Source organism: Parasphingorhabdus sp., assembly GCF_049667325.1.
Lineage (GTDB): Bacteria > Pseudomonadota > Alphaproteobacteria > Sphingomonadales > Sphingomonadaceae > Parasphingorhabdus.
Genome location: NZ_JBATHY010000018.1, coordinates 1 through 25187, shown reverse-complemented (window position 1 = coordinate 25187; position 25187 = coordinate 1). Strand labels below are relative to the sequence as shown.

28 protein-coding genes and 2 pseudogenes are annotated in these 25187 nt (G+C 52.2%); 14 read left to right on the top strand and 16 right to left on the bottom strand.

Annotated elements, in window-relative coordinates:
• From WBM93_RS00910 to WBM93_RS00880, 7 genes are all read left to right on the top strand, one after another.
• Positions 1–390 (top strand): AMP-binding enzyme (locus WBM93_RS00910; protein ID WP_424427234.1); only part of this gene is annotated, 390 nt, incomplete at its 5' end.
• 422 nt (positions 391–812) lie between these two features.
• Positions 813–1484, top strand: coding sequence for a TetR family transcriptional regulator (locus tag WBM93_RS00905; protein ID WP_424427232.1), 672 nt, complete (start codon positions 813–815; stop codon positions 1482–1484).
• Between the two features lie 175 nt (positions 1485–1659).
• A complete protein-coding gene (locus WBM93_RS00900; RefSeq protein ID WP_424427230.1) occupies positions 1660–2697 on the top strand; it encodes a homogentisate 1,2-dioxygenase in 1038 nt (345 codons plus the stop codon).
• 20 nt (positions 2698–2717) lie between these two features.
• The gene (locus WBM93_RS00895; RefSeq protein WP_424427228.1) at positions 2718–3830 is read left to right on the top strand and encodes a hypothetical protein; all 1113 of its coding nucleotides are present in this window, start codon (positions 2718–2720) and stop codon (positions 3828–3830) included.
• A 71-nt stretch (positions 3831–3901) separates the two neighbouring features.
• On the top strand, positions 3902–4657 hold the full coding sequence (locus WBM93_RS00890) for an SDR family NAD(P)-dependent oxidoreductase (protein ID WP_424427226.1): 756 nt from the start codon (positions 3902–3904) through the stop codon (positions 4655–4657).
• 49 nt (positions 4658–4706) lie between these two features.
• Complete coding sequence (locus tag WBM93_RS00885) at positions 4707–5048, top strand: putative quinol monooxygenase (protein WP_424427224.1); 342 nt, start codon at positions 4707–4709, stop codon at positions 5046–5048.
• Positions 5049–5053: 5 nt separating this feature from the next.
• Positions 5054–6280 (top strand): MFS transporter, encoded by a 1227-nt coding sequence (locus tag WBM93_RS00880; protein ID WP_424427222.1) that lies wholly within the window; start codon positions 5054–5056, stop codon positions 6278–6280.
• Between the two features lie 210 nt (positions 6281–6490).
• Here WBM93_RS00880 and WBM93_RS00875 read toward each other — a convergent pair whose 3' ends face one another.
• The 4 genes from WBM93_RS00875 to WBM93_RS00860 all read right to left on the bottom strand — a co-directional run bounded on the left by WBM93_RS00875 (position 6491) and on the right by WBM93_RS00860 (position 11284).
• On the bottom strand, positions 6491–7243 hold the full coding sequence (locus WBM93_RS00875; RefSeq protein WP_424427235.1) for a DUF5681 domain-containing protein: 753 nt from the start codon (positions 7241–7243) through the stop codon (positions 6491–6493).
• A gap of 32 nt (positions 7244–7275) precedes the next feature.
• Positions 7276–8625 (bottom strand): site-specific DNA-methyltransferase, encoded by a 1350-nt coding sequence (locus tag WBM93_RS00870; RefSeq protein ID WP_424427220.1) that lies wholly within the window; start codon positions 8623–8625, stop codon positions 7276–7278.
• A gap of 816 nt (positions 8626–9441) precedes the next feature.
• Positions 9442–9669 (bottom strand): hypothetical protein, encoded by a 228-nt coding sequence (locus tag WBM93_RS00865; RefSeq protein WP_424427218.1) that lies wholly within the window; start codon positions 9667–9669, stop codon positions 9442–9444.
• 94 nt (positions 9670–9763) lie between these two features.
• Entirely contained in the window at positions 9764–11284 is a 1521-nt protein-coding gene (locus WBM93_RS00860) for a sensor histidine kinase (RefSeq protein WP_424427216.1), read from the bottom strand.
• 160 nt (positions 11285–11444) lie between these two features.
• Between WBM93_RS00860 and WBM93_RS00855 the strand changes: the two genes are divergently transcribed.
• Complete coding sequence (locus tag WBM93_RS00855) at positions 11445–12221, top strand: response regulator (RefSeq protein ID WP_424427214.1); 777 nt, start codon at positions 11445–11447, stop codon at positions 12219–12221.
• Between the two features lie 9 nt (positions 12222–12230).
• Positions 12231–12359, top strand: a complete 129-nt coding sequence (locus WBM93_RS00850) for a hypothetical protein (RefSeq protein WP_424427213.1) — start codon at positions 12231–12233, stop codon at positions 12357–12359.
• A gap of 42 nt (positions 12360–12401) precedes the next feature.
• Here the strand turns inward: WBM93_RS00850 and WBM93_RS00845 are convergent, their stop codons facing one another.
• The 4 genes and pseudogenes from WBM93_RS00845 to WBM93_RS00830 all read right to left on the bottom strand — a co-directional run.
• Complete coding sequence (locus WBM93_RS00845; RefSeq protein ID WP_424427211.1) at positions 12402–12992, bottom strand: sigma-70 family RNA polymerase sigma factor; 591 nt, start codon at positions 12990–12992, stop codon at positions 12402–12404.
• On the bottom strand, positions 12985–13242 hold the full coding sequence (locus WBM93_RS00840; RefSeq protein WP_424427209.1) for a NepR family anti-sigma factor: 258 nt from the start codon (positions 13240–13242) through the stop codon (positions 12985–12987). Before WBM93_RS00840 ends, WBM93_RS00845 begins: the two co-directional genes overlap by 8 nt.
• 404 nt (positions 13243–13646) lie before the next feature.
• The gene (locus WBM93_RS00835; protein WP_424427237.1) at positions 13647–13784 is read right to left on the bottom strand and encodes a hypothetical protein; all 138 of its coding nucleotides are present in this window, start codon (positions 13782–13784) and stop codon (positions 13647–13649) included.
• A 6-nt stretch (positions 13785–13790) separates the two neighbouring features.
• A pseudogene (locus WBM93_RS00830) lies at positions 13791–14069 on the bottom strand (BLUF domain-containing protein); the annotation flags it as partial.
• Between the two features lie 314 nt (positions 14070–14383).
• Between WBM93_RS00830 and WBM93_RS00825 the strand changes: the two are divergent.
• Both WBM93_RS00825 and WBM93_RS00820 read left to right on the top strand, forming a co-directional pair.
• Positions 14384–14824 carry a ferritin-like domain-containing protein gene (locus WBM93_RS00825; RefSeq protein ID WP_424427207.1) on the top strand — a complete coding sequence of 147 codons (441 nt, stop codon included), beginning with the start codon at positions 14384–14386 and terminating at the stop codon, positions 14822–14824.
• Between the two features lie 38 nt (positions 14825–14862).
• Positions 14863–15048, top strand: a complete 186-nt coding sequence (locus WBM93_RS00820) for a PLDc N-terminal domain-containing protein (RefSeq protein WP_424427205.1) — start codon at positions 14863–14865, stop codon at positions 15046–15048.
• A 151-nt stretch (positions 15049–15199) separates the two neighbouring features.
• On the opposite strand, the gene WBM93_RS00815 is transcribed toward WBM93_RS00820, so the two are convergent.
• Both WBM93_RS00815 and WBM93_RS00810 read right to left on the bottom strand, forming a co-directional pair.
• Complete coding sequence (locus WBM93_RS00815; RefSeq protein WP_424427203.1) at positions 15200–16663, bottom strand: phospholipase D-like domain-containing protein; 1464 nt, start codon at positions 16661–16663, stop codon at positions 15200–15202.
• A 139-nt stretch (positions 16664–16802) separates the two neighbouring features.
• On the bottom strand, positions 16803–17249 hold the full coding sequence (locus tag WBM93_RS00810) for a hemerythrin domain-containing protein (RefSeq protein WP_424427201.1): 447 nt from the start codon (positions 17247–17249) through the stop codon (positions 16803–16805).
• Positions 17250–17459: 210 nt separating this feature from the next.
• Here WBM93_RS00810 and WBM93_RS00805 point away from each other — a divergent pair, with 210 nt between their 5' ends.
• Positions 17460–17897, top strand: a complete 438-nt coding sequence (locus tag WBM93_RS00805; RefSeq protein ID WP_424427199.1) for a YidH family protein — start codon at positions 17460–17462, stop codon at positions 17895–17897.
• A 12-nt stretch (positions 17898–17909) separates the two neighbouring features.
• On the opposite strand, the gene WBM93_RS00800 is transcribed toward WBM93_RS00805, so the two are convergent.
• From WBM93_RS00800 to WBM93_RS00790, 3 genes are all read right to left on the bottom strand, one after another.
• The gene (locus WBM93_RS00800) at positions 17910–18416 is read right to left on the bottom strand and encodes a DUF421 domain-containing protein (RefSeq protein ID WP_424427197.1); all 507 of its coding nucleotides are present in this window, start codon (positions 18414–18416) and stop codon (positions 17910–17912) included.
• A 33-nt stretch (positions 18417–18449) separates the two neighbouring features.
• Positions 18450–18611 (bottom strand): hypothetical protein, encoded by a 162-nt coding sequence (locus WBM93_RS00795; protein WP_424427195.1) that lies wholly within the window; start codon positions 18609–18611, stop codon positions 18450–18452.
• Positions 18612–18920: 309 nt separating this feature from the next.
• A complete protein-coding gene (locus WBM93_RS00790) occupies positions 18921–19703 on the bottom strand; it encodes a pyrroline-5-carboxylate reductase family protein (RefSeq protein ID WP_424427193.1) in 783 nt (260 codons plus the stop codon).
• Positions 19704–19886: 183 nt separating this feature from the next.
• Between WBM93_RS00790 and proB the strand changes: the two genes are divergently transcribed.
• Positions 19887–21047 (top strand): glutamate 5-kinase, encoded by a 1161-nt coding sequence (gene proB / locus WBM93_RS00785; protein ID WP_424427191.1) that lies wholly within the window; start codon positions 19887–19889, stop codon positions 21045–21047.
• A gap of 5 nt (positions 21048–21052) precedes the next feature.
• Here the strand turns inward: proB and WBM93_RS00780 are convergent, their stop codons facing one another.
• The 3 genes from WBM93_RS00780 to WBM93_RS00770 form a co-directional block, all read right to left on the bottom strand.
• Positions 21053–21523, bottom strand: coding sequence for a MarR family winged helix-turn-helix transcriptional regulator (locus tag WBM93_RS00780; protein ID WP_424427189.1), 471 nt, complete (start codon positions 21521–21523; stop codon positions 21053–21055).
• Positions 21524–21630: 107 nt separating this feature from the next.
• Entirely contained in the window at positions 21631–24159 is a 2529-nt protein-coding gene (locus WBM93_RS00775) for an ATP-binding protein (RefSeq protein ID WP_424427187.1), read from the bottom strand.
• A 260-nt stretch (positions 24160–24419) separates the two neighbouring features.
• Positions 24420–24866 (bottom strand): ExbD/TolR family protein, encoded by a 447-nt coding sequence (locus WBM93_RS00770; protein WP_424427185.1) that lies wholly within the window; start codon positions 24864–24866, stop codon positions 24420–24422.
• A gap of 103 nt (positions 24867–24969) precedes the next feature.
• Here WBM93_RS00770 and WBM93_RS00765 point away from each other — a divergent pair.
• Positions 24970–25187: pseudogene (locus tag WBM93_RS00765) on the top strand (hypothetical protein); the annotation flags it as partial.

Genomic DNA, 25187 nt, shown 5'->3' with positions numbered 1-25187 from the left:
GACATGGGCTATATTGACGAAGACGGCTTCGTCTATCTGACCGATCGCAAGACCTTCATGATCATTTCGGGCGGGGTGAACATCTATCCTCAGGAATGCGAAAACCTGTTGATCGAACATCCTAAGGTATCGGATGCCGCCGTGTTTGGCGTTCCCAATGTCGACCTGGGGGAAGAGGTCAAAGCGGTCATCCAGATGATGCCGGGTGAACCCACAGATGCAACGATGGCCGAAGAATTAATCGCCCATTGCCATGACCATTTGGCGAAAATGAAATGCCCGCAGAGCATCGATTTCATAGAGGAAATGCCGCGCTTGCCGACGGGTAAACTCTACAAAACGGGACTGCGCGACAAATATTGGGGCAAGGGCAAAAGCCGGATCGTTTAAATGAAACGGGCCAGTTGACCGAAAATCCTTGACGTTCCGAGTTTCAACCAGGTTTCTCGGCTTCATCCAGCTCGTTGCTAGCCGGTTATCCGGCTTCGCCTGATCTAGTAGAGATACTGAGAGCTAATTCACCAAGCTATCTGCAGGGTCATTTCGCGCTAGGCTTCTGGCCCACATGCCTTTCACCACTGCTGAATAAACATCTCATCTCCGGTAGCAGTCCGTCCAGTTTAGATCGCGAACGGGAGGAAAGCGGACACCAGGTTTTCTGGTTTTGACGAAAACAGCTAACTGAAAACAAGCACTGTGTATCTAAGTATATGTCGTGCATGTTTGGCATTGGTGCCAGAATGGCTTACTCCCATATCTCCGACTCGAACCATTCATCAGCGCCAGGCATATGGAGCAATAAGACGACCAATATGACTCCAAAAAACCCACAAATGTCGCCAGCCGAGCGCCGTCGCGAACGGCAACGGCGGCTAATTATCGAGGCTGCGACGGAACTGTTTGAAGCAAATGGCGGTGAGGAAGGTGGCGGCTATGCAGCCACGACGATCGAGCAAGTTGCAGAAAATTCCGATATCTCGGTCAGGACATTTTTCCGCTATTTCGAGACCAAGGACGATGTGATTTATCTCGATGTCCGGCGCGCTGTCGAGGACCAGCGCCACTTCATCGAGCGAAGGCTGGATGAGGGGCTTTCTCCCGAGAATGCAGCTCTTATGGGAACAATCGAGCAGGCACTTGTCTTTTCTGCAGACAAGGTCAACCGAAAGCGCCTGGAGCGGGGGCTGACATCCACGAACTTTACCGACCGCAGGGCTGCCTGGCGGGCTATGCAACGTGAGATGCTGGAGGAACTGCTGACCCCGCATATCAAGGCAGAGGGTCCTGCTCGACGCGCAAAGGCCATAGCCTGGCTGACTTCGGCTATTTTTGACTGCGCCATATCCGCCTGGCAGCAAGACCCCCGCAGCGATCTGCGCGACCGTATCAAGGCGGCGGTTAAAGACTTGGCAGACGCCCTTTGTGTCATCAATTTGCCAGGCAACGAAGGGCTGGAGGCGCTTTTGAAACCGTTGGAATTTTGAAGAGACTGCCGACCAAGGACCAAATGAGCAAAAATTGACACTCATGCCATTTTGGCATACCTGACGCTCTATATCCCGAATCAGTTTTAGGAGTTGAGGTCAGGTGAAGAAGAGCTGGATACAGCATGTGCGCGGCAAAACGACACGACAGGCGCGCGTAGGAACCGTAGGAACGATGTTTGAGGAGCTTTTTGGCAGGCAGGGTTTTTCCGGTCCTGCTGCTATGCTTTATCACAAGAATCCGCCCAATGCGCTGATCAGGATAGAAGGCAATCTTGGCGTTCGCAGCGCGCTGACGACCGAGTTTGTGACGGACGATCTGACCGATGCAAGGGCAGACTTCACTACCCTGGCCTCCAATGAAGATTTGCAAGTAGGCCTGAGCCGGCGCGCTGAAGCCATGCCATATGCCTATCGCAATACTGACGGAGATCTTCTATATTTTGTTCACCGCGGCGAGGGCGTTTTTGCAACGGAATTTGGCCCGATTGAATATGAGCCCGGAGACTATGTTTTGCTGCCTAAGGGCACAACTTTCCGCCATTTGCCGACCACGGATGATGGTTTGTTTTACGTCACCGAATCTGCGCTGCCGATCGATTTTGCGGAGCATGAACAAGTCGGCCGGCATGTGCCATTCGACCCAACGCTTATCACTGTTCCCGATGTCGTCGATTATGGCTGGCCTGAACAGGACGAGTGGGAATTGCGGATCAAGCATGGCGGCGAATATTCCTCTGCCTTTTATCCCAATAATCCGATCGATCTGATCGGTTGGAAAGGCGATCTCTTCCCGCTCAAAATCAACATTCGTGATATCATCCCGGTCGGATCTGACCGCATTCATTTGGCCCCGTCTTCATGGGCAACGTTTGAAACGCCAAGGATGATGGTCGTTACCTTCTTGCCGCAAATGGCGGTCGCAGACCTGACAAGCGAAGAATTGCCCTCAGATCATCGTAATATTGACTATGATGAGACGGTATTCATTCACCACCATCCGATGCTGCCGCCGGGCATATTCTCCCATGCTCCCCAAGGGTTGCTGCATGGGCCTTCTGCAGACATCCGGAAAATGTTCAATATGATGCGGAAGCCCGAGGCAAGGCGACAACTGACGGCAGTAAGCGTCGATACTTGTTCGCCGCTCAAGCCTTCAAATGCACTGGTCGAGCATATCAAGAAAAAACCGTCTGAAGGGATAGGGCTATGAAGGCGGTCAAGGCGCTCCCCATGCAATCATTCCTGCTTGCAGGAGAAAAGGGTCTGCCGTTCGAGGTGTATCCGCCAGCGGTGAACAATAATCCTACCGTCAGGGTCGATCTATATGAGCCCGATGATGGCGTGCCGGCGCATAAGACAATAGCCATTTTTTCGCATCCGACAGTCCCTGTCGCGGGCTTTTATATGTTCGAGCCCATGAAAGCGATGGGCCTGCCCAGTCTTGCAATAGCCACGCGCTTTTTAGGTAGTGATGCGACCTTGAACATGGAACGCTGTGCGCAGGATGTAGGCACTGCGGTGCGTTTCCTGAAAGAGCGCGGCTATGAAAAAATTATCCTGCTCGGCTTTTCAGGCGGGGCATCGCTGCTTTGCTTTTATCAGGCGCAGGCAGAAAATCTGACCGCAACACATCTGCCCGATGGCCGACCTAGCGGCTTACTGCCCGAGCATCTACCGCCCGCGGACAAGCTAGTCTTGTTCGGCCATCATCTGGGCAGATCACAAACGCTGCGCAATGTCCTTGATGCGTCAGTGCTTGACGAGAATGATCTCAGCAAAACCGATCCGGCCCTGGATGTGTTCAACCCTGAGAACGGGCCGCCATTTTCCGATGAGTTCGTTGCCCGCATTCGAACCGGGCAAGCCGCCCGCATGCAGCGGATTACAGACTGGGTGAAGATGCGCCTCGCCAAGCTGGAAGCTGAATATGGACCGGAAGCTGATGAAGCCTTTGTCGTGCACCGGACCAATGCTGATCCTTACATGTTTTCCGAAACCTCTGATTTCAAAGGCGACGTGGAGGCAATTCGCGCGATGAATCTGGCTGGCAATGGTCTGGGTCGTTTCAGCAGCCTGCGTTCCTGGCTTAGCCAATGGGCAACCGACATCAGTCAGGCTGATGGGCCAAAGGATATGGCGCGCACCACCATTCCTGTCCTCAGCATCGTTCAAAAAGGCGACCACCGGGCACATCCTGATTATTTGCGTCAGTGGGAGGATGCCATGGGCGATCGTTTCACCGGGCATCATTATTTCGATGCCACCCATTATATGGATCCAAAAGAGCAGCGCGAAATGGTCATCGAAGCCGCTAAATTGATCGTTGGTTTTGCGCTTGGCTAGCGCCATGATTAAGCGGTTTTTCGCGGGAGCAACTCGCGCCTATGCGAAGATTTTGAATTAGGGATTCTGTTATGCGATTGAAAAACAACGTGGCCATCATCAGCGGTGGCAGTAGCGGCTTTGGTGCGGAAGCAGCGCGTATTTTTGCGCGCGAAGGGGCGGCAGTTGTAATCGCTGATGTCTCTGAAGCAGGCGGGCAACAGGTCGCTCAGGACATCAGCGCCAACGGCGGAACAGTCGAGTATTTCAAAGCCGATGTGACTTCACCGGATGACTGGAGCGCGCTGGTGGAATTCACCTGCAAAACATTCGATAAACTGGACGTGCTCATCAATAATGCCGGCATCAGCAATCTGGGAATGATGGACACAAATAGCCTAGACAATTGGAAACAGCTAATGGATGTGAATGCCAACAGCGTATTCTACGGCACGCGCGCTGCCATCCCCAAAATGGTTGAGAGAGGCAGCGGTTCCATCATAAATGTCTCATCTGTTTACGGCATTCTCGGTTCAAGAGGGCACCCCGGATACCATGCCTCAAAGGGCGCAGTTCGCGCTTTCACAAAAGCGACCGCAGTAGAATATGGACCCAAAGGCGTTCGCGCCAATTCCATCCACCCGGGCGTCATGCAACCAATGACCGCAGGCGGCGCTCAGGACGAGATGATTCTGAAAATGCGCGCTCAGTTTGCTGACAGAACGCCGCTTGGCCGAATGGGTACGCCGGCCGACGTCGCCAATGCCATGCTGTTCCTTGCATCAGATGAGTCCAGCTACATCACCGGTACGGAAATCGTGATCGATGGTGGACTAATGGCTCAATGACAAAAGACGTCCCTTCGATTTGAAAACCACTCACGCGAAAGAAACTTCGATGTCATCCAATATTTTGTTCCTAGTTGAATCAGACATCCTTCCGGGAAAGGAAGGTGAACTCCGGCAGGTCGTAGCTGATCTGAAGCAACATGTTGCAGCCACCGAGCCTGGAACACTGCGCTATGACTGGTTTATCAACACCGACACCAATTCGCTTCGCCTGGTCGAAGAATATGATTCCATGCAGTCAGCCATTTTTCATGGCTCGAACTACGCGGCGTTCCGCTTGCAGCTGGACGAACTCCGCGTTGTAAAAAGGCGCACGGTTTGCGGGGACCTGTCTGATGAGGCCAAGGCCATGCTGGCACCGATGGAGCCGGAATTTTTTGAGGGAATATAAACGCGATGCATGAATTCTCAGCTGGCTGGAAAATAGTTCTAACCGCGATGCTGGGAGTCGCTTTCAGCGGAACCAATATCCTTCTCTATTCGGTTGGAACGCTTGCGCCCGAACTATCCAACACTTTTGGCTGGTCGCATGGTGCCATCCAGCTCGGCTCACTGATATCGATCATTGTCACTTTGGTAAGTTTGCCGATCGTCAGCATATTGTCTGACAAATTTGGCGTACGGATTGTTACTCTTTGCTCGATCATATTGGCATCAATATCGCTGTTTCTTCACGCGTTTCTGTCGGACCAAATTATCTTTCTATACTTGTTGGTTGGAATCACAGCGGCCTGTTGCGCTGGCACATTGCCACTGACATGGACAAAAATGGTCACAAGCTGGTTCCATGAAAGGCTGGGTCTCGCCCTCGGGCTTACCCTGCTTGGAACGGGTCTCGGCGGCGCATTATTGAAACCGATCAGCGCCGGATTGATTGCAGAGTTCGGTTGGCGCGGCGCCTATGTCGGCCTTGCACTACTTCCCCTAATAGTTGTTTTGCCGCTTGTGTTGATTTGGTTCCGCACACCCGAAGCAGGTGAGGCACCGACAATCGAAGATCAGCCTACAATAGCAGCTGGATCTTTCGCACAGGTGCTGGCCGATTGGCGTTTCTGGGCGATCGCGATCGCCTATCTGCCAATCGGCTTTGCAGTGCCTGGTCTCATCACAAATATGGAACTGGTCTTGGGAAGTTCCGGCGGCAGCGCCAGTGTCGTTGTCATCGCCGCAACCTTATTCGGCGTCTTTGTAATCATCGGCCGCATTGTCGGTGGCTATCTGCTGGATAAGTTTAATCCAAGTCTTGTTGGTGCAATACTCATTCTTTCTCTCTCGCTCGCCTTCGTGGTCCTGTCTGGCGAAAATCTGAGCGCGAGCATGATAATTTTGGCGATTGCGCTAGCCGGTTTCGGCACCGGAGTGGAATTCGACGTTCTGTCTTACCTGATCAACAAAATTTTCGGACCCGCGCTCTACAACAAGACGTTCGGCGCAGCGATGGCTGTGCTGTATCTTGGCGCTGCCTTCGGGCCCGTTACATTTGGTCGAACTTTCGACGCCTATGGAAATTTTGATGCGGTCCTCATCCCGACCGCAATAGCTGTTGCTATCGGGTCTTTGCTCATTGGCAGTTTGTTTCGAAGTCTTTCCAACCGGCAAGTTAGGATCTTAAAGCGCCCTTGAATGAGTTCATTTCCAGCCAATGAAATTGAAGTCGTTTTTGTTGGCTCTGGTGTCGCCGGCCTGTGTGTCAGCAATGCCCGCTACTGCGCCATAAGACATTAGGCCGGACCAATGCGAGCGTCCGATATTGGGGCGCAAGCTGACCGGCAGGTTTTCACCCAGTTGGGGTCAACCAACATTCGCGAAGCCCCGCAAGCAGAAGCCCGCTAGTCAATTTTCTCCTGGCCAGAATTTTCTCTTTTGATCACCGGGCTGTGAAGAACCATCTTTACGTGAGCGATATTCCAACCCGGTTTGGTAACGTTTAGGCACATTGTCATTGATAATATCGAATGATTTCTGCGCATGAATCAAATGTTGGAGAAACGCATCACGCATCTCCGGTTCTGTTTCTTTGATGATTTCTGCTTTACAGTATTGAACATCTTTTGCATGGTTATCACGATTCTCGAGCATCGAATCCCATCTTGCTTTGTCCTCCGGTGTGACAGGGCCGTTTACACCCATCTCACCAGTTTCAGGATTTATAATTACATCATCTGGATGAGGAATAAATTCTGGCTCAGGCAATCCAGCTTCCTTGGCCATCTCGGTTTGGACCGCACAATGGGCCATATAGTCTGATACTATAGCCATTTCTGCTCGGAGAATTTCGTTCTTTTCCTTTTCAGTTGTTCTCACCAAGTTTATCAGATCACGCTGCGCCAGCCTGCTTCCTTTTACGGCGGAGACTCCCATTGAGCGCACCGCAGCTTCGAGGACGGTTATCTTAATCGCCTGGCCGTTCTCTTTAACAACGAGCATTCTTTCCATTTCTGCTTTCAGTAGTTTCGGGAAAGCGTTCAAATCGAGCAACGAGCTGCTGCTTCTGGGATTCGGCTTGTTCCCTTTTGGTCGTCCTTTGGGATTTCCAGATTGTCCCTTCTTGAACTGAGTTCCTTGGGGCGGATTGCCGTAGCCAATCGGTTAGCTCGGTTGTGGTTTTTCGTTCTGACTCATTGTGCCACCTCCATCTTCGGTGATTGGGTACGTATGCTAGCAATTTCATCAAAGGTCTGATTGCCGGCAGTGAGGGTAGCAAATTTCCCGGTATATTCCTGCCAGCGCCACACAATGGTGTCGCAATATAGCGGATCATATTCGATGAGGCGGGCGGACCGGCCGGTGGTTTCTGCAGCAATAAGCGTAGAACCTGATCCGCCAAAGCAGTCGAGGATGATATCGCCGCGTTTCGAACAATCGCGCAGCGCATCTGCAATAAGCGCCACAGGTTTTACGGTTGGGTGCATAGCTAGCGCTTCATCACGATCATTGCCCATGCTCGATACACCCGGGTAATCCCAGACATTGGTCCGATACCGGCCGGCATCTCCCAAGCCAAAATTATTAGTGTGTGGAGCAGAGCCCTTTTTGAACACAGCGATCAGTTCGTGCTTGGAACGGTAAAAACTTCCCATTCCGCCATTGGTTTTATTCCAGACGATGAGGTTTTTATGGTCTTTGAATATCTTAACGCCGGCTTCCAATAATTCACCAATATGTCGCCAGTCCATGCAGATATAATCAATGGCGCCATCGCGGCAAACAGAGGCCGCCGGTTCCAGAGATGCTTGCAGAAAGGATACGAATTCTTCTCGATTCATCTCTCCAGCGGCCATTGCAAATTCACGGTGCTTGTGTTTGCCAAGGCCGGTTACATTGCCGTCTATCGAGACGTTGTATGGTGGATCGGTGAAAATTAGATCGACAAACTCGCCCTGAAGCAACAATTCATAGTCACTGCGTTCGCGTGCATCGCCGCAAATCAATCTATGCTTACCCAACGTCCAGACATCGCCAGCGAGTGATATGGCTACGGCGTCAGCATCGGGAAGCTGATCTTCCGCGGAATCGCTACCGTCCAAGGATGCTTCGCGCGCAAGATCTAGAGTAAAATCAATCTCGGCGGCAGAGAACCCAGTGATTTCAACGTCGAACTCAAGATCAATGAGAGATTGCAATTCTATCGCAAGAATTTCCTGATCCCACCCAGCGTTCAGCGCCAACTTATTGTCTGCCAATACATGGGCACGGCGTTCTGCATCGGTTAGATGAGAGAGGGCGATGGTTGGAACTTCCTCCATTTCAATTTGCTGAGCCGCTCTTACCCGACCGTGGCCCGCGATGATTTCTAGATCATCGCTTACCAAAACCGGATTGGTAAAGCCGAAGCGCGAGATGCTCTCCGCGATTTGATCAATCTGTTTTTTGGAATGGGTTCGCGCATTACTATTGTAAGGACGCAACTCAGATATTTTGCGATAAACTAGTTTGGGGTTCTGTTTGTCTGAAGCCGAACACAGCATGATAAATTCTCCCGTTTAAAGGGGTTAAAAAGACCAATTATTTGGTTGGTTTTTTAAGCTGGTTTTCTCAGCAGAGATTTATGCCGGCTCTTCGGCGGACCATGAGTCTGGACCTTAGAAGATTTGAAAATGCCGACGGACTGCGCCGTCGTCAAGTAGAATTTTTCGTAGTTCAGTCAAAAGCCGGTCTCAGCCTGATCAGCAACTTTTCCCGCGCAACTGATTTTCGTTGCCTGTTATTAGGTCAGAGCTTTCCCTGTTATGGGATATCGAATTCCCTGTTATGATTGCTGGGGAATTTGACCCATTACTCGCAGAAAACTGGGGTAGGATGGCCAGTCTAGAAGCCAGGAAGCGTCCAAAAAAGTGAGATTTTCCCTGTTAATTCCCGCTAAACCGGGAAATCACTCCCGATACCCGTTCGCTACAGACTGCGTCGCGCACCATTTTTTTGCTATCAGACGCCTCCTGCAGTGCACCGCGATGTCTGGCATGGTTCCTGAATTTCAGTAACTTAGAAATTCCAGAAGAGACGCATGGTGCTTTTGTCGATGCGCAACGCATGTTCTGTCATTTATCCACAAGCGGATTTGCAACCAATGTGGCAATCGCGAGTTAGAGCTCTGAATGCAGCTGTCCAACGTATCCCCGTTTTGGACTGCATTTCGCCGGGAAATTTGACTAGCGCTAAATGCCCTCCCGAGATGCGCGGTCAAATTTCCCGGCAACCTGACGAAATCAACGCAAATATTTCATAAGCCAAAAAAAAGGGCCGGGTCGCGACGACCCAGCCCCAGTTTTTCGGTTTTTTCGAGGTTATTTTTCCGCAGGCATTTTTACGTCGACGTCTGGAACTTCGACTGTAACTTCTTCCGTGCCCACTTCCACGTCAGCAGTTTCAATATCGATTTCTGGCAGTTCGCCGGCATCGCCAGCCACGTCTACGTCAACCGATGGCATTTCGCCTTCTTCGGTGACATTGGCTTCACATGCTGTGAGAGCCAAGGCCGCCGCTGCGACTGCAACTATTGAAAACTTTTTCATTCTACACGTCCTCCATTTGATTCAGATCATTAACGAGCTATCGCAAACAAGGTTCCAATAATCACAAAAATTCTTTCGCTCAAGTAATATCGAGTCAGTCTGCGAGATCCGGTACGGGAAAGCGGATGGTGCATTTCAGGCCTTCTGATCGCCACTCGCGTTCTATCTCGCCTTGCAGATTTCCGTTGACGCTATGATCGATGAGCGATGATCCAAAGCCGGAGCTGGGGACAGCGTCGATCGATTTTGATGAACCATTTTCGGACCATGTCAGCACGATTAATTCTTCTTCGTCCACGACATCCTTTGACCAGTGGACATTGATCTTTCCCTTGTTCGCAGCAAGCGCGCCGTATTTCGATGCGTTTGTCGCCAATTCGTTGAGCACCAGAGACATTGATACCATCGCGTTTTCCGGGAGCGTGATTTCCGGGCCGGCAAAATATATCCGGGGATAGGAAAGTGTCAGATCCTGTACCAGCGCGGTCAGTGATCCGGTCACGAAATTGGTGTCGAGCAATATCTGCTGCGCCCGGTTCAACGCTCTGAGTCGTCCCTGGATCCTCTCGATATAGTCATCGATCGAGGTCGCCGATTTTTTTGTGAGAGACATGATCGACTGTAGCGTTGCGAATAGATTGCGCATCCGGTGATGCAATTCCCGGGTATGCAGCTTTAGCTGCTCTTGCTGGATAACGGACTTGGATATATCGACGTTCAGGCCGGTGAGATATGCAGTTCCGTTCCGTTCAATATAATCGCCGTAGCCATGGATCCATTTGATCTTTCCGGACGGGTGCACGATCCGGAATGTGGCATCGTAGCTTTTGCCCGGCAACCCGGCCGCCGCCATAGCTTTTTTGACATCTGCCCTGTCCTCCGGGTGGATGCGCTCGAATGCGGCTTGTTCCGAAACCAGTTTCTCACCGGCATCTTCCCCCCAGACTTCCTGATAAGCGCCGCTCCAGCTAAGATTGCCCTCGACCAGATTCAGCGCAAAACTGGCGGTGTTGCTCAGTGCCAGCGTTAGTTCGAGATTTGCCCGGTCTTCCGCCGCCTGCCGCTGGGCCTGCCTGCGCGCGCTGATTTCGCGACGCAACTCCAGCTCGCTCATCACGATATCGGCCATTGTCTGTAACTGTTCGACGTCGGATGGACTAAAGTCGGATCGTGCCCGGGTATCGCCGATCCACAATGTTCCGATAACCAGCCCATTCTCGGCGACCAGCGGGGCGCCGGCGTAAAAACAAAGGTGGGGGGCTTCCAGCACGAGAGGGTTATTGCGAAAGCGTTCGTCTTCCCTTGCATTTTTGACGATCAGGGCTTCACGGCTATCGACGATATGGCGACAGAATGATATTTTGCGGGCTGTCTGTTTCAAATTGAGTCCGACCACCGATTTGAACCATTGACGTTCATCGTCAATCAACGAAATGGAGGCGATGGGAACCTTGAATATATTTGCCGCCAGATGGGCAAGGCGATCAAATACAATCTCCGGCTCGCTGTCCATAATATCGTAACTGTGGAGGGTAGCCAGGCGTTCAGGCTCGAGCGGGTCCGAGCCGGACGGAATCATGTCCGGTTGCAGATTGCCAGCTTTCGTCGAAACCATTGCCGTCCCCGTTTCTTCAACATTACTCTATCACTACCATTGAACCATATATCGGTTCCAGCCCAACCCGCTTTTAAAAATATTAGGCCAAAAAATTTTCGATTTCGCTGGAACCAATCGGAGCGAATTGGGTATATGGGACATAATTGGAGGGCACTATATGTCACTAGCGGATAAACTTCGGCCACATCTGCCTTGTCTTCGTCGATATGCACGGGCTGTGAGTGGCAGCCAGAGTAGCGGCGATTCATTTGTAAATGCTACACTGGAAGCCATTGTAGCCGATCCCTCAACAATTTCCGGCGGCAGTAATTTGCGGGTTCAGTTGTACAAGGCTTTCTGCAGGATCTGGGAAAGCGCCAACCTGGAAGTGGAGCGCGACGAAGGTGATCCGGTTCAGCACCATCTTCGAAAAATTCCGCCGATCAGCCGACAGATTTTGCTTCTGACGTCTCTGGAAGGGTTTTCTACCGATGAAGTCGCGGAGATTGTCGATGTGGGCACCAACTCTATCAACGGATTGCTGGAAGACGCCATATTGGAAATTGACAACGAGCTGAGATCAGATGTTTTAATTATCGAGGACGAAGCCCTGATATCGATGGAGCTGGAACAGATTGTCACCGGATTGGGGCATAAAGTGTGCGGCACTGCCACAACCCATAAGGGCGCGCTTGCGGCGGTCGAGAAATCAAAACCGAACTTGGTGCTGGCGGACATTCAGCTGGCAGACGGAAGCTCCGGTATCGATGCCGTAAAGGATATTCTGGGCCAGATGACGGTGCCGGTCATATTCATCACCGCGTTCCCCGAGCGGCTCTTGACCGGTGAGCGTCCCGAACCAACATTTCTGATCACAAAGCCGTTCCAGCCCAACGCCATTCGCGCGGCGATCAGCCAGGCGCTGTTCTTCACGCCATCAAGGCAGGATGCATAGGGAATATATATGACCGAGTTGACACCGGAAGAATCGCGTCAGGCCACGCCAAAGAAAATGGCCAGACATACGCTGGCCTGGTCTTTGCCGCTGGCAGTTCTGGTGCTTGGTGTAGTGGTGTTCTATTTCGTATTTTAACGGATTTCGCGCAGTGACGCGCGAATTCCAGGCGTGCCGCAGCTAGAGCGTTGCTGCGTCCACCGCTTCCAAAATCGATTCTAGCGCCGTGTCGGACGAGTCGCGCCTATCTTCGGATGCTTTGGTAAATCGTCCGTCATCGAGAATTCCGTGCAATGTTGCACGCGCTCGCGAAACCCGGCTCTTCATCGTACCCAGAGTGGTCCCGGCGATATCGGCCGCATCCTGATAGGAATGGCCGCCAGCGCCAACCAATATTATCGCCTCACGCTGATCATCCGACAATTCCATCAATGCCCGCTGTAAGTCGGCGAGATGCAATGGTTCCTGTTGCGGCGCCGGTGTGGACAATATCCGTTCCGCCACCAGCTCGTCATAATTGCCCTTGAACTTGTTTTGCCGCATCTGTGAAAAATAGGTGTTTCGCAAAATAACAAAGGTCCAGGCTCGCATCGAGCTGCCCGCGACAAAACGCTCTCGCGCGGCCCAGGCTTTCAGCAAAGTGTCCTGAACCAGATCGTCGGCAGTATCCGGGTTTCCTGACAAGCTCCGTGCAAACGCACGAAGATGCGGAAGGGTCTCCGCGAGTTCGTTTTTAAAATCCTGGTCCGAAAGCGGCTTATCCTCACTCATCAGAGTCTGAATCCGTTCCGGAATTGTCATCAAACCCACCAAGCTGGTCGAGAAGCGCCATCATGTCGTCCGGTAGGGGTTCCTCCAGAACGTTCTGATACATATGCTTCAGTCCCAGGCCGATCCTGTCCTGTGCTTGTTGTGTCTCCATGGTCACACCGTTACTGCTCTTGGATGAACCGACAGCGTGCTTGTCTGGCGACACGGGTTTTTGCTCGTGATCGTCATCTTTTTTGTCCTGATTTGGCAAAGGGTGACCTCGTATTCTCAAATTTCATGACAATAAAACACGGTTGGGGAGAAAAAGTTCCATAATATTTTTTGCCCGAAAAGTCCAATTGCCCGCGAAAAATTCTGGTTTCACTTTGTCGGTCACGCACATGATGAACGAACCGAAAGGCAGAAGTAAAACCGTTGAACGGGAAAAAATACATCGAGCCAATGATGGAGGTAGTGGGCGGCCGGGAAGGGGTTGCGGCTTTTCCAGACCACCCGGCATGAATAGCTCAGCACGGGAAAGTCGAGAAAACGACCAAAAAAGTCGCGCTTGCGCTCGACAATGATAAGGCAGTCTGGTTGCAACCAGCGCGCCCGATTGCAGCCAAAGGCGTATTAGCGAGCAGTCATCAATAGCGAAGAAAGTTGTTTTGCTTGCTATTCGGCTTGAGAGCCAAAGGATTTGAAGCTTTCGAAATGCTGTCTCGTCTCAGGTTTCACCCACTTGCCAGCCAGGATTTCATCTAGATCGGGTTTGGCATCGGAAATTTCCTCGTCCAGCAGAATCCCGGCCATTCTCCAGTCTGGAAATTCCCGGCACTCTGTCTCTTGCCGGCGGAATATAACCATTCCGTCGTGACGTTTATCCGTGTCAATCAAGCGGATACAGCAATTCACATTGTCGCGGGCGCCCTCCAGAACTTGCATGAAATTCAGTCCGTTGAAAGCGAGTAGACCCGTCAAGTCTAGCTTCGCGTTCCGCTCAACTGCGGCATCCAGAATATTCTGAAAATCCGCAGCCGCCAAATCAGGTCGCGCGGTGCTTATATAGCTTATCGATGTTATCAAGCCATCCGGCATGTTGTAGCAACCCTTCCCGATCCTACTTGCTATCTGAATGTAAAATAGGGTTTATCCTCTTTCGTCACAATTGGCCAGTAGCAATGCCGGTTGGGCTGTCCGCACCGGATATGCGGTTCAGTGGCACTGGACATAGTCTGAATCCGCAAATACCGGACAGCGGACTGTCCCCACAGGCGCAAAAAATATTCGGTCCAAAATCCAGTGCGTTCCCTGTGTTGCAGCTTCGTTGATGCAAAGCTTTCGAAGTTTTTTTGGAACTGTTGCCGGACTCGAAGGTTGGTCAATTACAATTTCAACATCACGAGGACGATATGACAAACGACAAATCTATCAGCATTCTGAATGACGTTCTGGAAACTCTGGTCGACTCGAGAGACGGCTATGAGAAAGCTGCAGAGGTCGCTGATCGCGACACTTTCAAGCAGTTTTTCTCCCGCCGGGCAGCATCGCGAAATGGCATGGTTACCAAGGCGCAGGCCGAAATTCGCCATCTCGGTGGCGAGCCTGTTGATGAAGGAACAATCCTGGCCAAGGCGCATCGCATGTTCCTGTCGATCAGCGCTGCAGTTCAGGACAATGACGAAGCCGCTGTCGAGGCGGTGGACGATGGCGAAGAGCATCTGCGTAACAAGGTGGGCGATGCTATCGCCAATGACGAACTCTCGCCAACCGCGAAAACCATGTTGCAAAGTTTCAACGGCGAATTGCGCGCGGATGGTCGGTTGATCGATCATCTCGAAGCCTCTGTCTGAATTTTTGTAAAGCTCGTTAAAAAAGAAGGGAATTGATCATGGAATATGGAATCTTAGGACTTATCATTCTGGTACTGGATATTTGGGCACTGCTGGGTGTCTGGGGAAGCAGCGCATCTGTCGCATCAAAACTGCTGTGGACAGCCCTCATCATAATCCTGCCGGTTATCGGACTGATTATATGGTATTTCGCCGGACCGAAAGGTTCTGCCCGGGCAGTCTAGATATTTGATATCTGGAAACAGTAGACCCCTGATAGCCGTCCCCCATGGCTGTCAGGGGTTTTTTACTGGCCACGCGAGCCCGTGACAGCGGGCCATTCGTCGATCGATGTTTATCAGCCGTTATGGCAGTCCTGAGATCATCTTGCGGTGATCAGGACCGGGTTGACCTTAGCCGTTGTATCATCTCGGCCACACGTCCGGTTTTCCTGCTCAAACCTGCGAAATTATCGTCGGCGCTGTGCGGATCCAGAACGTCATTTTCTGCGAGAAAATTTTCGGCATCATTCAAGTCCGGAAGTTGGTAATCGCGCAACGTCGTGCCAGACGACCGGCAAAGCTGGATGGTTTCGATCAGGGAATCCGTTTCCCCGAACATTTTTTCGATCCGGTCCACCGTCGTCCCCAAATGCTCGGCGAGGAGATCATTGCGGACATTGGCAATCTGTTCGCGAACGAGGGGATTTCCGGGTTCACCGGCATCGAGAGCCAAATCACACTCTGTGTCAAACCCAAGCGATCGATTGTTCATATTGGAGGACCCGACGCGGATGATCCGGTCATCGATGATCATCAGTTTGGCATGAATATATATCGGGCTCCCCGCCGCATTCAGCGCGTGAAAGATACGAAGCCTGTTCTCGTGATCGATGTCCATGAGCGCTTTGACAAGTCGTGCCCGCTTGGAATCCATCACTACCGGCTCCAGCCATCCTTCGGACGTGACAGGATTGACGATGACAATTTCCGGGCCATTTTTTTCCTTGAGCCGTTTGGCAATGGCGATCGCAATCTTGCGAGACGCGAAATATTGGCTCTCCGCATATATGTGGCGTTTCGCGCTGGCGATCAGATCGAGGTAGAGTTTTTCGATTTCGGTAATTGCTGGTTTGTCATCATATTCAGGCTGGGTCCGCGAGATCGCGACATCGACATTTTCGAACCTGGCTTTCAGTTCGTGCGGCCAGCAGTCATTGTCTTGCGCTTCCACCATTTTAGTGCCGCCGGCAACTGACCATCTGGCAAGCGCAAATTCGGAGAGATTTTTAGCCACAGGTCCCTGCACCGCCATCGCGGCATCATGCCAAGGGCCGCCGTCCTTGTTATTGGGCGGCGTGCGACAGGGTTGCTCTTCGTCATGGGAACGGGTGTCCCACCGGTCGTCGGTAATATCTATGCCGCCGCAAAATGCCGTATCATCATCAACGACGACGACTTTCTGGTGCTGCGCTGCGCCAACCGGATGCTTTCGGTCCAGCTTCAAATGTATGCGTGGATGAAAGCGCCACCGGATCAGCGTGAGGAGTGTCCTGCCGCGGAACATGGATTTAATGGCCCCGGTATCCCATCGCAGAATGTAAATATGCAGATCCGGGTTTTTATCGACCAGCCAATCGACAAATCGTCCGATTTCCAGCGGACCGACCAGATTCTGCTCGGTATCATGCATTTCGACCCGGGCATCAAAGTCCCAGCCGAGAAGAATTATCCGATGCCGCGCCTTTGCCATCGACTGCCGCAAATAGCGGAAATAATTTTCGGCATCGACGATGACCGAAGCTCTGGCGGCTTTATCTACTCTCCAGCAGTTACGGGATTCATCGAATATTTTCTTCATTTATGCCGCCTGCCGGAAATATGGCCTATTGTCTCCTATAGTGTCGACGCGTGATCATTTCGCATAGCCTGTACGGTTGCAAAAGGCTCTATATTGCAGTCGGCCGCCACCCGCCCGCGATCCTTACTCCGCACCCGAGTCAGGCGATTTCACTGATTTCCGATTTTTTGCGCTGCTCGAATTTTTCGACGAGATCGTCTGCCAAATCGCTGCTCAGAACTTTTTTTGCGATCTCGAAGACATCATTTTCCTCTTCTTTCATATGATGTTCGAGTTCGTCCTTGAGTTTTTCAAATTTTTGAATCCAGCCGCTCGAGGACATGTCCATCTCGTCGAGCTCCTGGATCAGGTCATCTGCCTCTTTATGTTCATGAACGCTATGCCGCGCCTGTTCCTGGCTCTTTTGGGCTTCCAGAAGTTCAGCATATAAAGTTTGTTCTTCGGCATTGGCATGGGCGGTCGCTTCCGGTTTGAATTGCTCCCAAAGCTCGTTGCGCTCTTCGCTGTTTCCCTCTGTCTCCATGATCCGGGCAGCCAGTTGCCGGTGATTGTCATGGTCCTGCACGATTCTCTCGTAGATGTTCATAATGGTCTCCTGACACTTTTTGATATTGTTCAGAAGGCCAACGCACTGCGGGTTACATTGGTTCCCCGATCGTCTTTATTGATGCTGCTTTCTTTCCGATATCGAACTTCTGGTCACCGCTTCGCCCCGATCCGTGTCTGGTGTTCTCGATGCAGCACCGGATGTTTTTCACCCTTGGGAACCATAGCGTCGATTGCTCGTTGAACAGCTATGCCCAACAACGAAACCGCTGAACAAAATAACAATGACCCTGCCGAAGACCGCACCGGTTTGGCAGAAGACAGGACCGAGAGAGCGGAAGAGCGCACGGAGCTGGCCGAAGATCGGACGCTCATGGCCAATGAGCGCACTTTTGCCGGATGGATCCGGACGGGCTTGGCCGCGGTCGGCATCGGGCTGGGCTTCAATGCCTTGTTCGGAACGCTCCAGCCGTGGTGGCTTCCCCGCGCTATTGCTACGCTTTTCATCATGATCGGAATTGTAATTTTCTACGCGGCCCAAAGAACGGCCTGCCGGGTCTATGACCGGCTGGACTCGCATTCTTCCGAACCCGTCGGCGGTATGAGAATAAGGCTTATGGCATTGCTGTTCGGAACGGCCAGCGCTTCTCTGATCGCCGGCCTCTGGTTGATGTCCACCGAGGGCTAGTTGGGTGATCAGTCATCGAGCGGGTAGCAAGTCCCGGTCGGGGCGCCTGCCGTGAAGTACAGAAATATCTCCTGTAGATTCCAATATTACCGCGCTGACCTCGGATAGTCTCAAGGCGTTTGCCTCGCGCAATTTTCCATAGATATCGGCACGGGTAACGCGCGTGGCTTTGAGGTTCTCGTCGATAAACGCACCGTCCTTCATCAACCATACCGGGTCGTTTGTTGCTATTCCAACGGCACGCGGAAATGCGATGCGGATCTTTGCTATGGCGAACTGGGAGGCTAGGAGCATGCTGATGGCACCGATGGATTGCAGGAACGCAGGCCATTTCTCGACCGTCACCGCTCCGGCCAATAGTGATCCGACGGCCACGGTGACGACAAAATCAAATGCCGTCATTTTGGAAAAAGACCGCAGACCGACAATTCTGACGTTGAGAATGACCCAGAGCAGTGCGAGCGGAGCCAGATAAATCGAGCGCAGAAAAAGATCCACCTGCGTATCTGCGCTAAACATTGGCTATGTTCCTTTTTTCAATATGTGAACGAGCTACTGAAGGTGCGCCGCCATAGGATCATTGGTTTCGTCGGAAGCGGCCTGCTTTTTTTCGGACCTGTCCTGCAACTTTTTCATAACCGTGCGAACCGCGACCGAAACCGCGGCGGCGGTGAGTGTTCTCCAGAAATATTTCATGTTTCTCTCCTTATTCATGTTTCTCTCCTTGTTGCAGCATTGGCGGACGCCAACTGCTTGTGATGTCAATAATTTACGCGGCACTGACCAAACAGTTCCCTCCCAGTCGCCGGAAATTACGGTTTCTTGTGCCAAATCGTCGATAATGGTCAGCCCGTGCCGTCACCGTCACGGAAGCGGAACGGCATGATTTCTGGTCAGCTGCGATCGGAAATTGACGGGCAGTTCGAAGCCACCGCTTGCAAAAAATCCATGTCGCCAAAAGGCCATGATGCAAATATGGGAGCAGCGCCGCTGATTGTGCCGGTTCTTCCAGACGCGGTGCGCCTATCTAAGTTCGACGGCCCGTTGGTATGCGGCGAGGAGCGTATCATGGATCAGGGTAGAAAATATTGCTGTACCGTTCAGCGCGTCGAGGCCGGCGGCGGTCGTCCCACCCTTGCTGGTTACGCTGTTGCGCAACTCCTCGAGCGACCGGTCGGACTGTTGCGCCAGATCCAATGCGCCCCGCATTGTTCCGATCACCAGATTTTTTGCGTCTTTTTCGCTGAAACCTAGCTCTTCTGCGGCTTCGACATAGGCGCGCAGCATCTCGAAGACATAACCGGGACCGCTTCCGGCCACGGCTGTCAGGCGATCGAGCATGTCCTCGCTGTCCACCCAGACAATTTCGCCCGAACACAAGGCCAGCTGTTCTATCTCGCTGGATGCCGTTTCGGTAACCGTCCCGTGCGCATAAAGACCACTCACGCCCTTGCCGATGACCGCGGGGAGGTTTGGCATTATCCGGATGACGGACCGGCCCGGTGCCTGGGCAGCAAGCCGTTCGGCAGAATATCCGGCGGCGATCGAGCTTATCGTGCCGGTAGCGCTCAGTCTGGGCAAATAGGCAGGAAGAACCTCGTCGATAAGCTGCGGTTTCAGTGCGACGATGAGATAGTCAAACGACTGCTCGCTCAGCTCCTCGACCGAACCCACCTGCAATACACCTTCCGGCAGATCCGGTTTGGCGGGATCAGCCACGGTAAACAAATGATCGGTTTTTTCGGCCCACGCCCTTAGCAGCGCACCGCCCATATTTCCGCATCCCAGGAGTAATATTTTTGACAAGATAATCTCTTACTATTTGTGACAATGAGCTTTGTAAATATGCTTAGTATTCTAAGTAAACAAGTCAGCAAATGGCCATTTTATTAGCTTTAGTGCAAAATAAGATATTTTGATCGCTAAATTATTGCGCTGACTACGTTCAATCCCTATTTCCATGGTACATCAACAAGGGCATCGCATCAAATGGTACAAGGTAAAACAATCGTTGTGAAAGTTGGCTCCAGTCTGCTGGCCAATGCAGAACGTTTGACGCCGCGCTGGGCTTTCATGCACAATTTGCTGGAGGACATCGCCCGGCTAAGGGAGGGCGGTGCAAAAGTCATATTATGCTCGTCCGGGTCTGTTGCGCTGGGTTTGAATATGATTGGCCAGCGGCCGGAGACAGCCGGTCTGCGGGACAAGCAGGCTGCCGCTGCTTGCGGCATGCCGTTGCTGCTCAATGCCTATAAGCAGGTCGCCCATGAATATAGTTTTGAAATAGCGCAGGTTCTGGTGACATTGCGCGATCTCGAGGATCGCAAACGGTTCCTGAATACAAAAAACACCGTCGATCGGCTTCTTGATGCCAATATCATGCCCATCATCAATGAAAATGATACAATCACTACGGAAGAAATCCGGGTCGGCGACAATGACCGGCTATCCGCGAAAGTCGCGCAAATGCTACAGGCGGACGAGCTCATCATTCTGACACAGGTTGAGGGGTTGTTCGACAGAGACCCCTCGGAGCCCGGAGCGCGGCTGGTCGAGGAAGTAACCGATGTCTCTCCCTATCTCGCGGTGACCGAAGGGGTAAGCAGTCTGGGCAGCGGCGGGATGCTGACAAAAATGCAAGCCGCCCACATGGCACAAAATGCCGGGTGCGACACGCGGATTGCCCATGGCGAATATGAACAGCCTGTGACGTCGGTCCTGAATGACAAAAGACCACATACGAAGATATTTGCCAATGACCGGCCCGAATCCGCCTGGGCCAACTGGTTGTCAGACCGCCTGCAGATGGCAGGCAGTATTGTGGTCACCGAGACCACGGCCGAATCCTTCAAATCCGGCCGGCGGAATATCGGCCGCGAAGATGTGCTGTCCATTCAAGGGCCTTATGTCAAAGGCGATGTCATTCATATTTATAGTGAATCGGGAAAGGAGTTGGCCAGGGGGCTCACTAATTTCTCGTCCGATGAAACCATGGCCCTGGCCCGAAACCCCGCCATGTCGGCTTTGCAGCTGCTGGGTTACAAAACACTCGGCACATTGATTACCGACAAAAACATGATCGTACTGGATGACCGGCACCTCCCTTGGGATTTGCCGTCAGATGAGGATATGACCGAAGTCGCATCCTAAGCCGGCTAGGGCTGGATTTCGCCAACCTCGAGAATGGGAGCGGAATCGAGCCGGTTCGCTTCCATCATCACGGCGATGCGCTGGACAGATGAAATCAGTAAATTCTGCTCCCAGGGCTCCAGTTTCGATAACGAAACCAGAAAATCCTCCTGCAACATTTCCGGAGCGTTTTTGACGCACTCTCTCCCCTTTTCGGTCAGAACTATGTCCACCGATCGGCCGTCGTCCTCGCTTTTTTCCCGGATGACCATTTCCGACTTTTCCAGCCGATCGACGATCGACGTAACCGTGGCATGGGACAAATGGACAGATTTGGCGATGACCGATGGCTTTGCCCGGCCGTCCTTTTCCAACGCCTTCAACAACAGGAGTTGCGGCGTTGTCTGTCCGGTATCCCGCTCCAGCTTTTTGGACTGCAAATCGATCGCGCGGTTGATCTGGCGCAAGGCCACCAAAAGTGCATTGGAGTTTGACATAACGAGCCTGATACAGATTTTTGGTGTCAATAGCTCGGATAATTGCGCATCTTTTTCGACATTCCCATGCCGGTGAAAGCCAGGGGTTCGACAAGCGCCGTACCTCTCTATTCGCCAATCCCTGCTTGCAGAGATTCTGGCTGATGGTGCCGGTCCACTACGATCCACTTTTTCAGCGATGACTGCAAGGTGCCGATCATCACCGGTTTGGAAATATGCCCCTGCATTCCCGATTGCAGGCAATGGTCGATATCTTCGGGATACGCGTTCGCGGTGATGGCCAATATCGGCAACTCGGCTTCGCAATGGCCGTTCATCCGGATAGTCTCTGTCGCTTCATATCCGTCCATAACCGGCATTTGGACGTCCATAAGAACCAGATCAAAGGGCGCGTTCTCTCTGGCCGCTGCCTCCACCTTCTCGACCGCATCTTCACCGTTCACCGCGAGAACTGTTTGATAGCCGAGTCTCTTGATCATTTCGGTAATCAGAATCTGGTTGATGTCATGGTCTTCGGCCACCAGAATTTTCCCGTTGTCAGCGCTCCCGTCCGGTTCTTCGATCTGACCACCCGAACCGGCCGGCATCAGGTTTTCCGTTTGCGACTTTTTATCGATCGATGTGGTAGAATGTTCTCCGACGGGAAATTGGATGTGAAACGTCGTTCCTTTCCCTTCCGTGCTGCGGACTTCAATAGTGCCGTTCATGATGGAGACCAGTTGCCTGCTGATGGTCAACCCCAAGCCAGTACCACCGAACCGCTGCGATGTATCGGTATCGGCTTGTTCGAACGGTGAAAATATGGCTTCGAGCCGGTCCGAGGGAATACCGATGCCTGTATCACTGACCATCACGTGCATGATGATTTTACCGGCATCAGCGTTGTCCGCTCTGGCTGCGACGGTAACCGCGCCGGTCTTGGTAAACTTGACTGCGTTCCCCAGAAGATTGAGCATGATCTGACGCAAATGATCACCATCCGCGAGAACCAGTTCGGGTACGGTTTGATCAATTTCCAGCTTGAGATCAAATTTCTTTTGATGGGCGATCGGTGCCATCAAGCCAACACAACTCTTGAGCACATGTTGCATGGACATTGGTTTGATCGTGCTATTGGTCTGGCCGGCCTCGACTTTGGAAATATCGAGAATATTGTTGAGTAGCCGCATCATGGCGTTCCCGGATTCCAGTATGATCCGGGCGTGACTTTTCTGTTCCGCAGGCAAATCACTATCCATCAGCAACTGAGCAAACCCCAGAACACCGTTCATCGGCGTCCGGATTTCGTGGCTCATGCTGGCCAGAAAGCGTGTCTTCGCATCAGCCGCTTTCTCGGCGCCCTCTCTGGCGGATACCAGATTCTGTTCCATCCATTTGCGTTCGGTCACGTCTCTGATGCTGCCGACAATTCCGACGAAACTGCCATCTTCGCTGGGCAGTCTCGAAAAGGTCAATTCGATATCAACTTCTGAACCATCCTGACGGTGTAAGGAGCCTTCAAAACGGGAGCGCCTGACGGTGCCGGATCGAATAGATTCGATATGGGATTCCAGAACCTTGAGGCCGTCAATATCAAATAAGTCTGCGATATTCTGTCCCAAACTATCTTTTATGGAACGACCGGTAAGTTTCTCCCATGCGGAGTTGAGGAACTCCCATTCCAGATCACCATTTGTCCGGAAAATCACTTCATGCATGTTTGCCAGCATGGAATTGGAGACTTCGCGATGGTCTCGCAGCGCGCGTCGGATTTTCGCTTTCTCAGCCAGCATTGCCGAAGTGGGCATTCCCACTGCGAAACAACTCAGCAGAAAAAATTGCAGGATGAATAATTTGGCGGTCAGCGAAAGCTCTACGGAATAAAATGGCCCTGTCTCGAAAGCCGCAGCAATGACAACAACGATCGCAATCAAAACGATGGATACAGATGTGCCGGGCGTACCCAGTTTGAACGCATTGAGCAGGACCAGTGGCGCTACCAGGAAAAAGACCGGAAAACTGAGAACCCAGAAAATCGTTATGGCGGAAGCCAGCGTGAATAGCTGGATCGCCAGCCACTCCCGGCGATTGGCGTTGAAGATCAAAAGGCTTCTATAGCTTCCCTGCGTCTGGGTTGGTTTGATCAAATCAATCACCACCATCACGGCCGGACTGAGCAAAATCATGCCGAGTCCATCGGTGGTGGTCCATTGCAGCCAGGAGATCAGAAATGACTGCCATGTCCCGGCGGAAAAAAACATTCCGGCCAGAAGCCCCGATGCCAGCGGTGCCACAAGTCCGCCAGCGAGACAGAATTTTCCAAGTTCCGCAAGCTGCTGCATGTCTGGTCTGGTTAGCCCGAAGCGTCGCATCAGGAGCCAGATCAGTACCATCTCGAACTGGTTGATTGCAGCGAGTGTTATACTGTGGGTCACTGTATCGCCCACCAGAAGGTTTACCGCCAAGTTCGAGACAAACGCCCCTGCGAGATAATAGGGGATATGCTTTATCTCTGACCGGAGAATGACCGCTACGAGAAAGGCATTGGCCAGCCAGACGACAGCAATATTGCCTTCATCCCGCGTCAGATTGACCCCGCCCCAGGCAAGAAGTCCGAATATGGCCGAAACCAGCAGCAGGGCTGAAATATTCAGCACACGCGTGTCTTGAACTATTTTGCTCGTCATCTGCCGTCAGGGATATTTTGATTGTCCATCATCCAGTGAACGGAAAAAAGCGCAGATTACTAAGAAGCAGGTGGTCGGTGAATCAATTCTTGCTTGGCCAAATTTCAGGATTTGGGCGTCAGGCCGGCGGATTGCCTGAAACGGACCGGTTCAGACGTAGCGATTGCGAACCAATGTGAACGACAGATTATCTCTGGCGCCCAGGTTGATGTTGGCTAAAAGTTTCCGGTTCAAGGAACGTCCCAGTTCGCAAATTGATGATTGCCGACGAAACCGACTTCTTCAACACCCGCGCGCTTTATCATCGCCACCAGTTGATCAAAACGTTCATATCGGGCCCGGGCATCGGTTTCGAAATGGAGCTGCGGCTTGGCGGGATCTCTGGCCATCATGTCGAGCCGGGTCTGCAACCGGTCGCTGTCCATCGGTATGTCGTTCCAGATTGCCGTACCGGCCGAATTGAGGAACAGTTTATTGACCACCGGCGTGCCGGTCCCGGAAGCTCCGGATGGCAAGTCCACCGAAACTTTGTGGGTTACGGCAGGGATGGTAATCATCAGCATCACCAGAAGGACTAACAATACATCGATCAATGGCGTGATGTTGAGGTCCGAAAAAGGTTCATCCGGCATATTGACAGCCGACTTCCGGCGGAGATGCAATTTTCTGGCGCGCATATCAACTCTCCTAAAATAGATATGATATATCATATAGCACAATAGCGGGTGGATTACAAAAAGCCGCTTGCCTTATTGGCTGGATAGGCCAAAACTGCGGCCTATGTCAGATGAACTGGAAGCAATGGGAACCGCCGTGGAAGGCGGTCTGATCGCCAAAGCATTGGAAGACGAGAAGTTCGGGGCAACCGGAGGTGAAGGCGGGGAGTGCCTCAATTGCGGTGCGGTTGTGTCCAACCGCTATTGCGCCAATTGCGGACAACCGTTGCATGTCCACCGTTCTATCGGCGCTTTCTGGCACGATATTCTGCACGGCGTGCT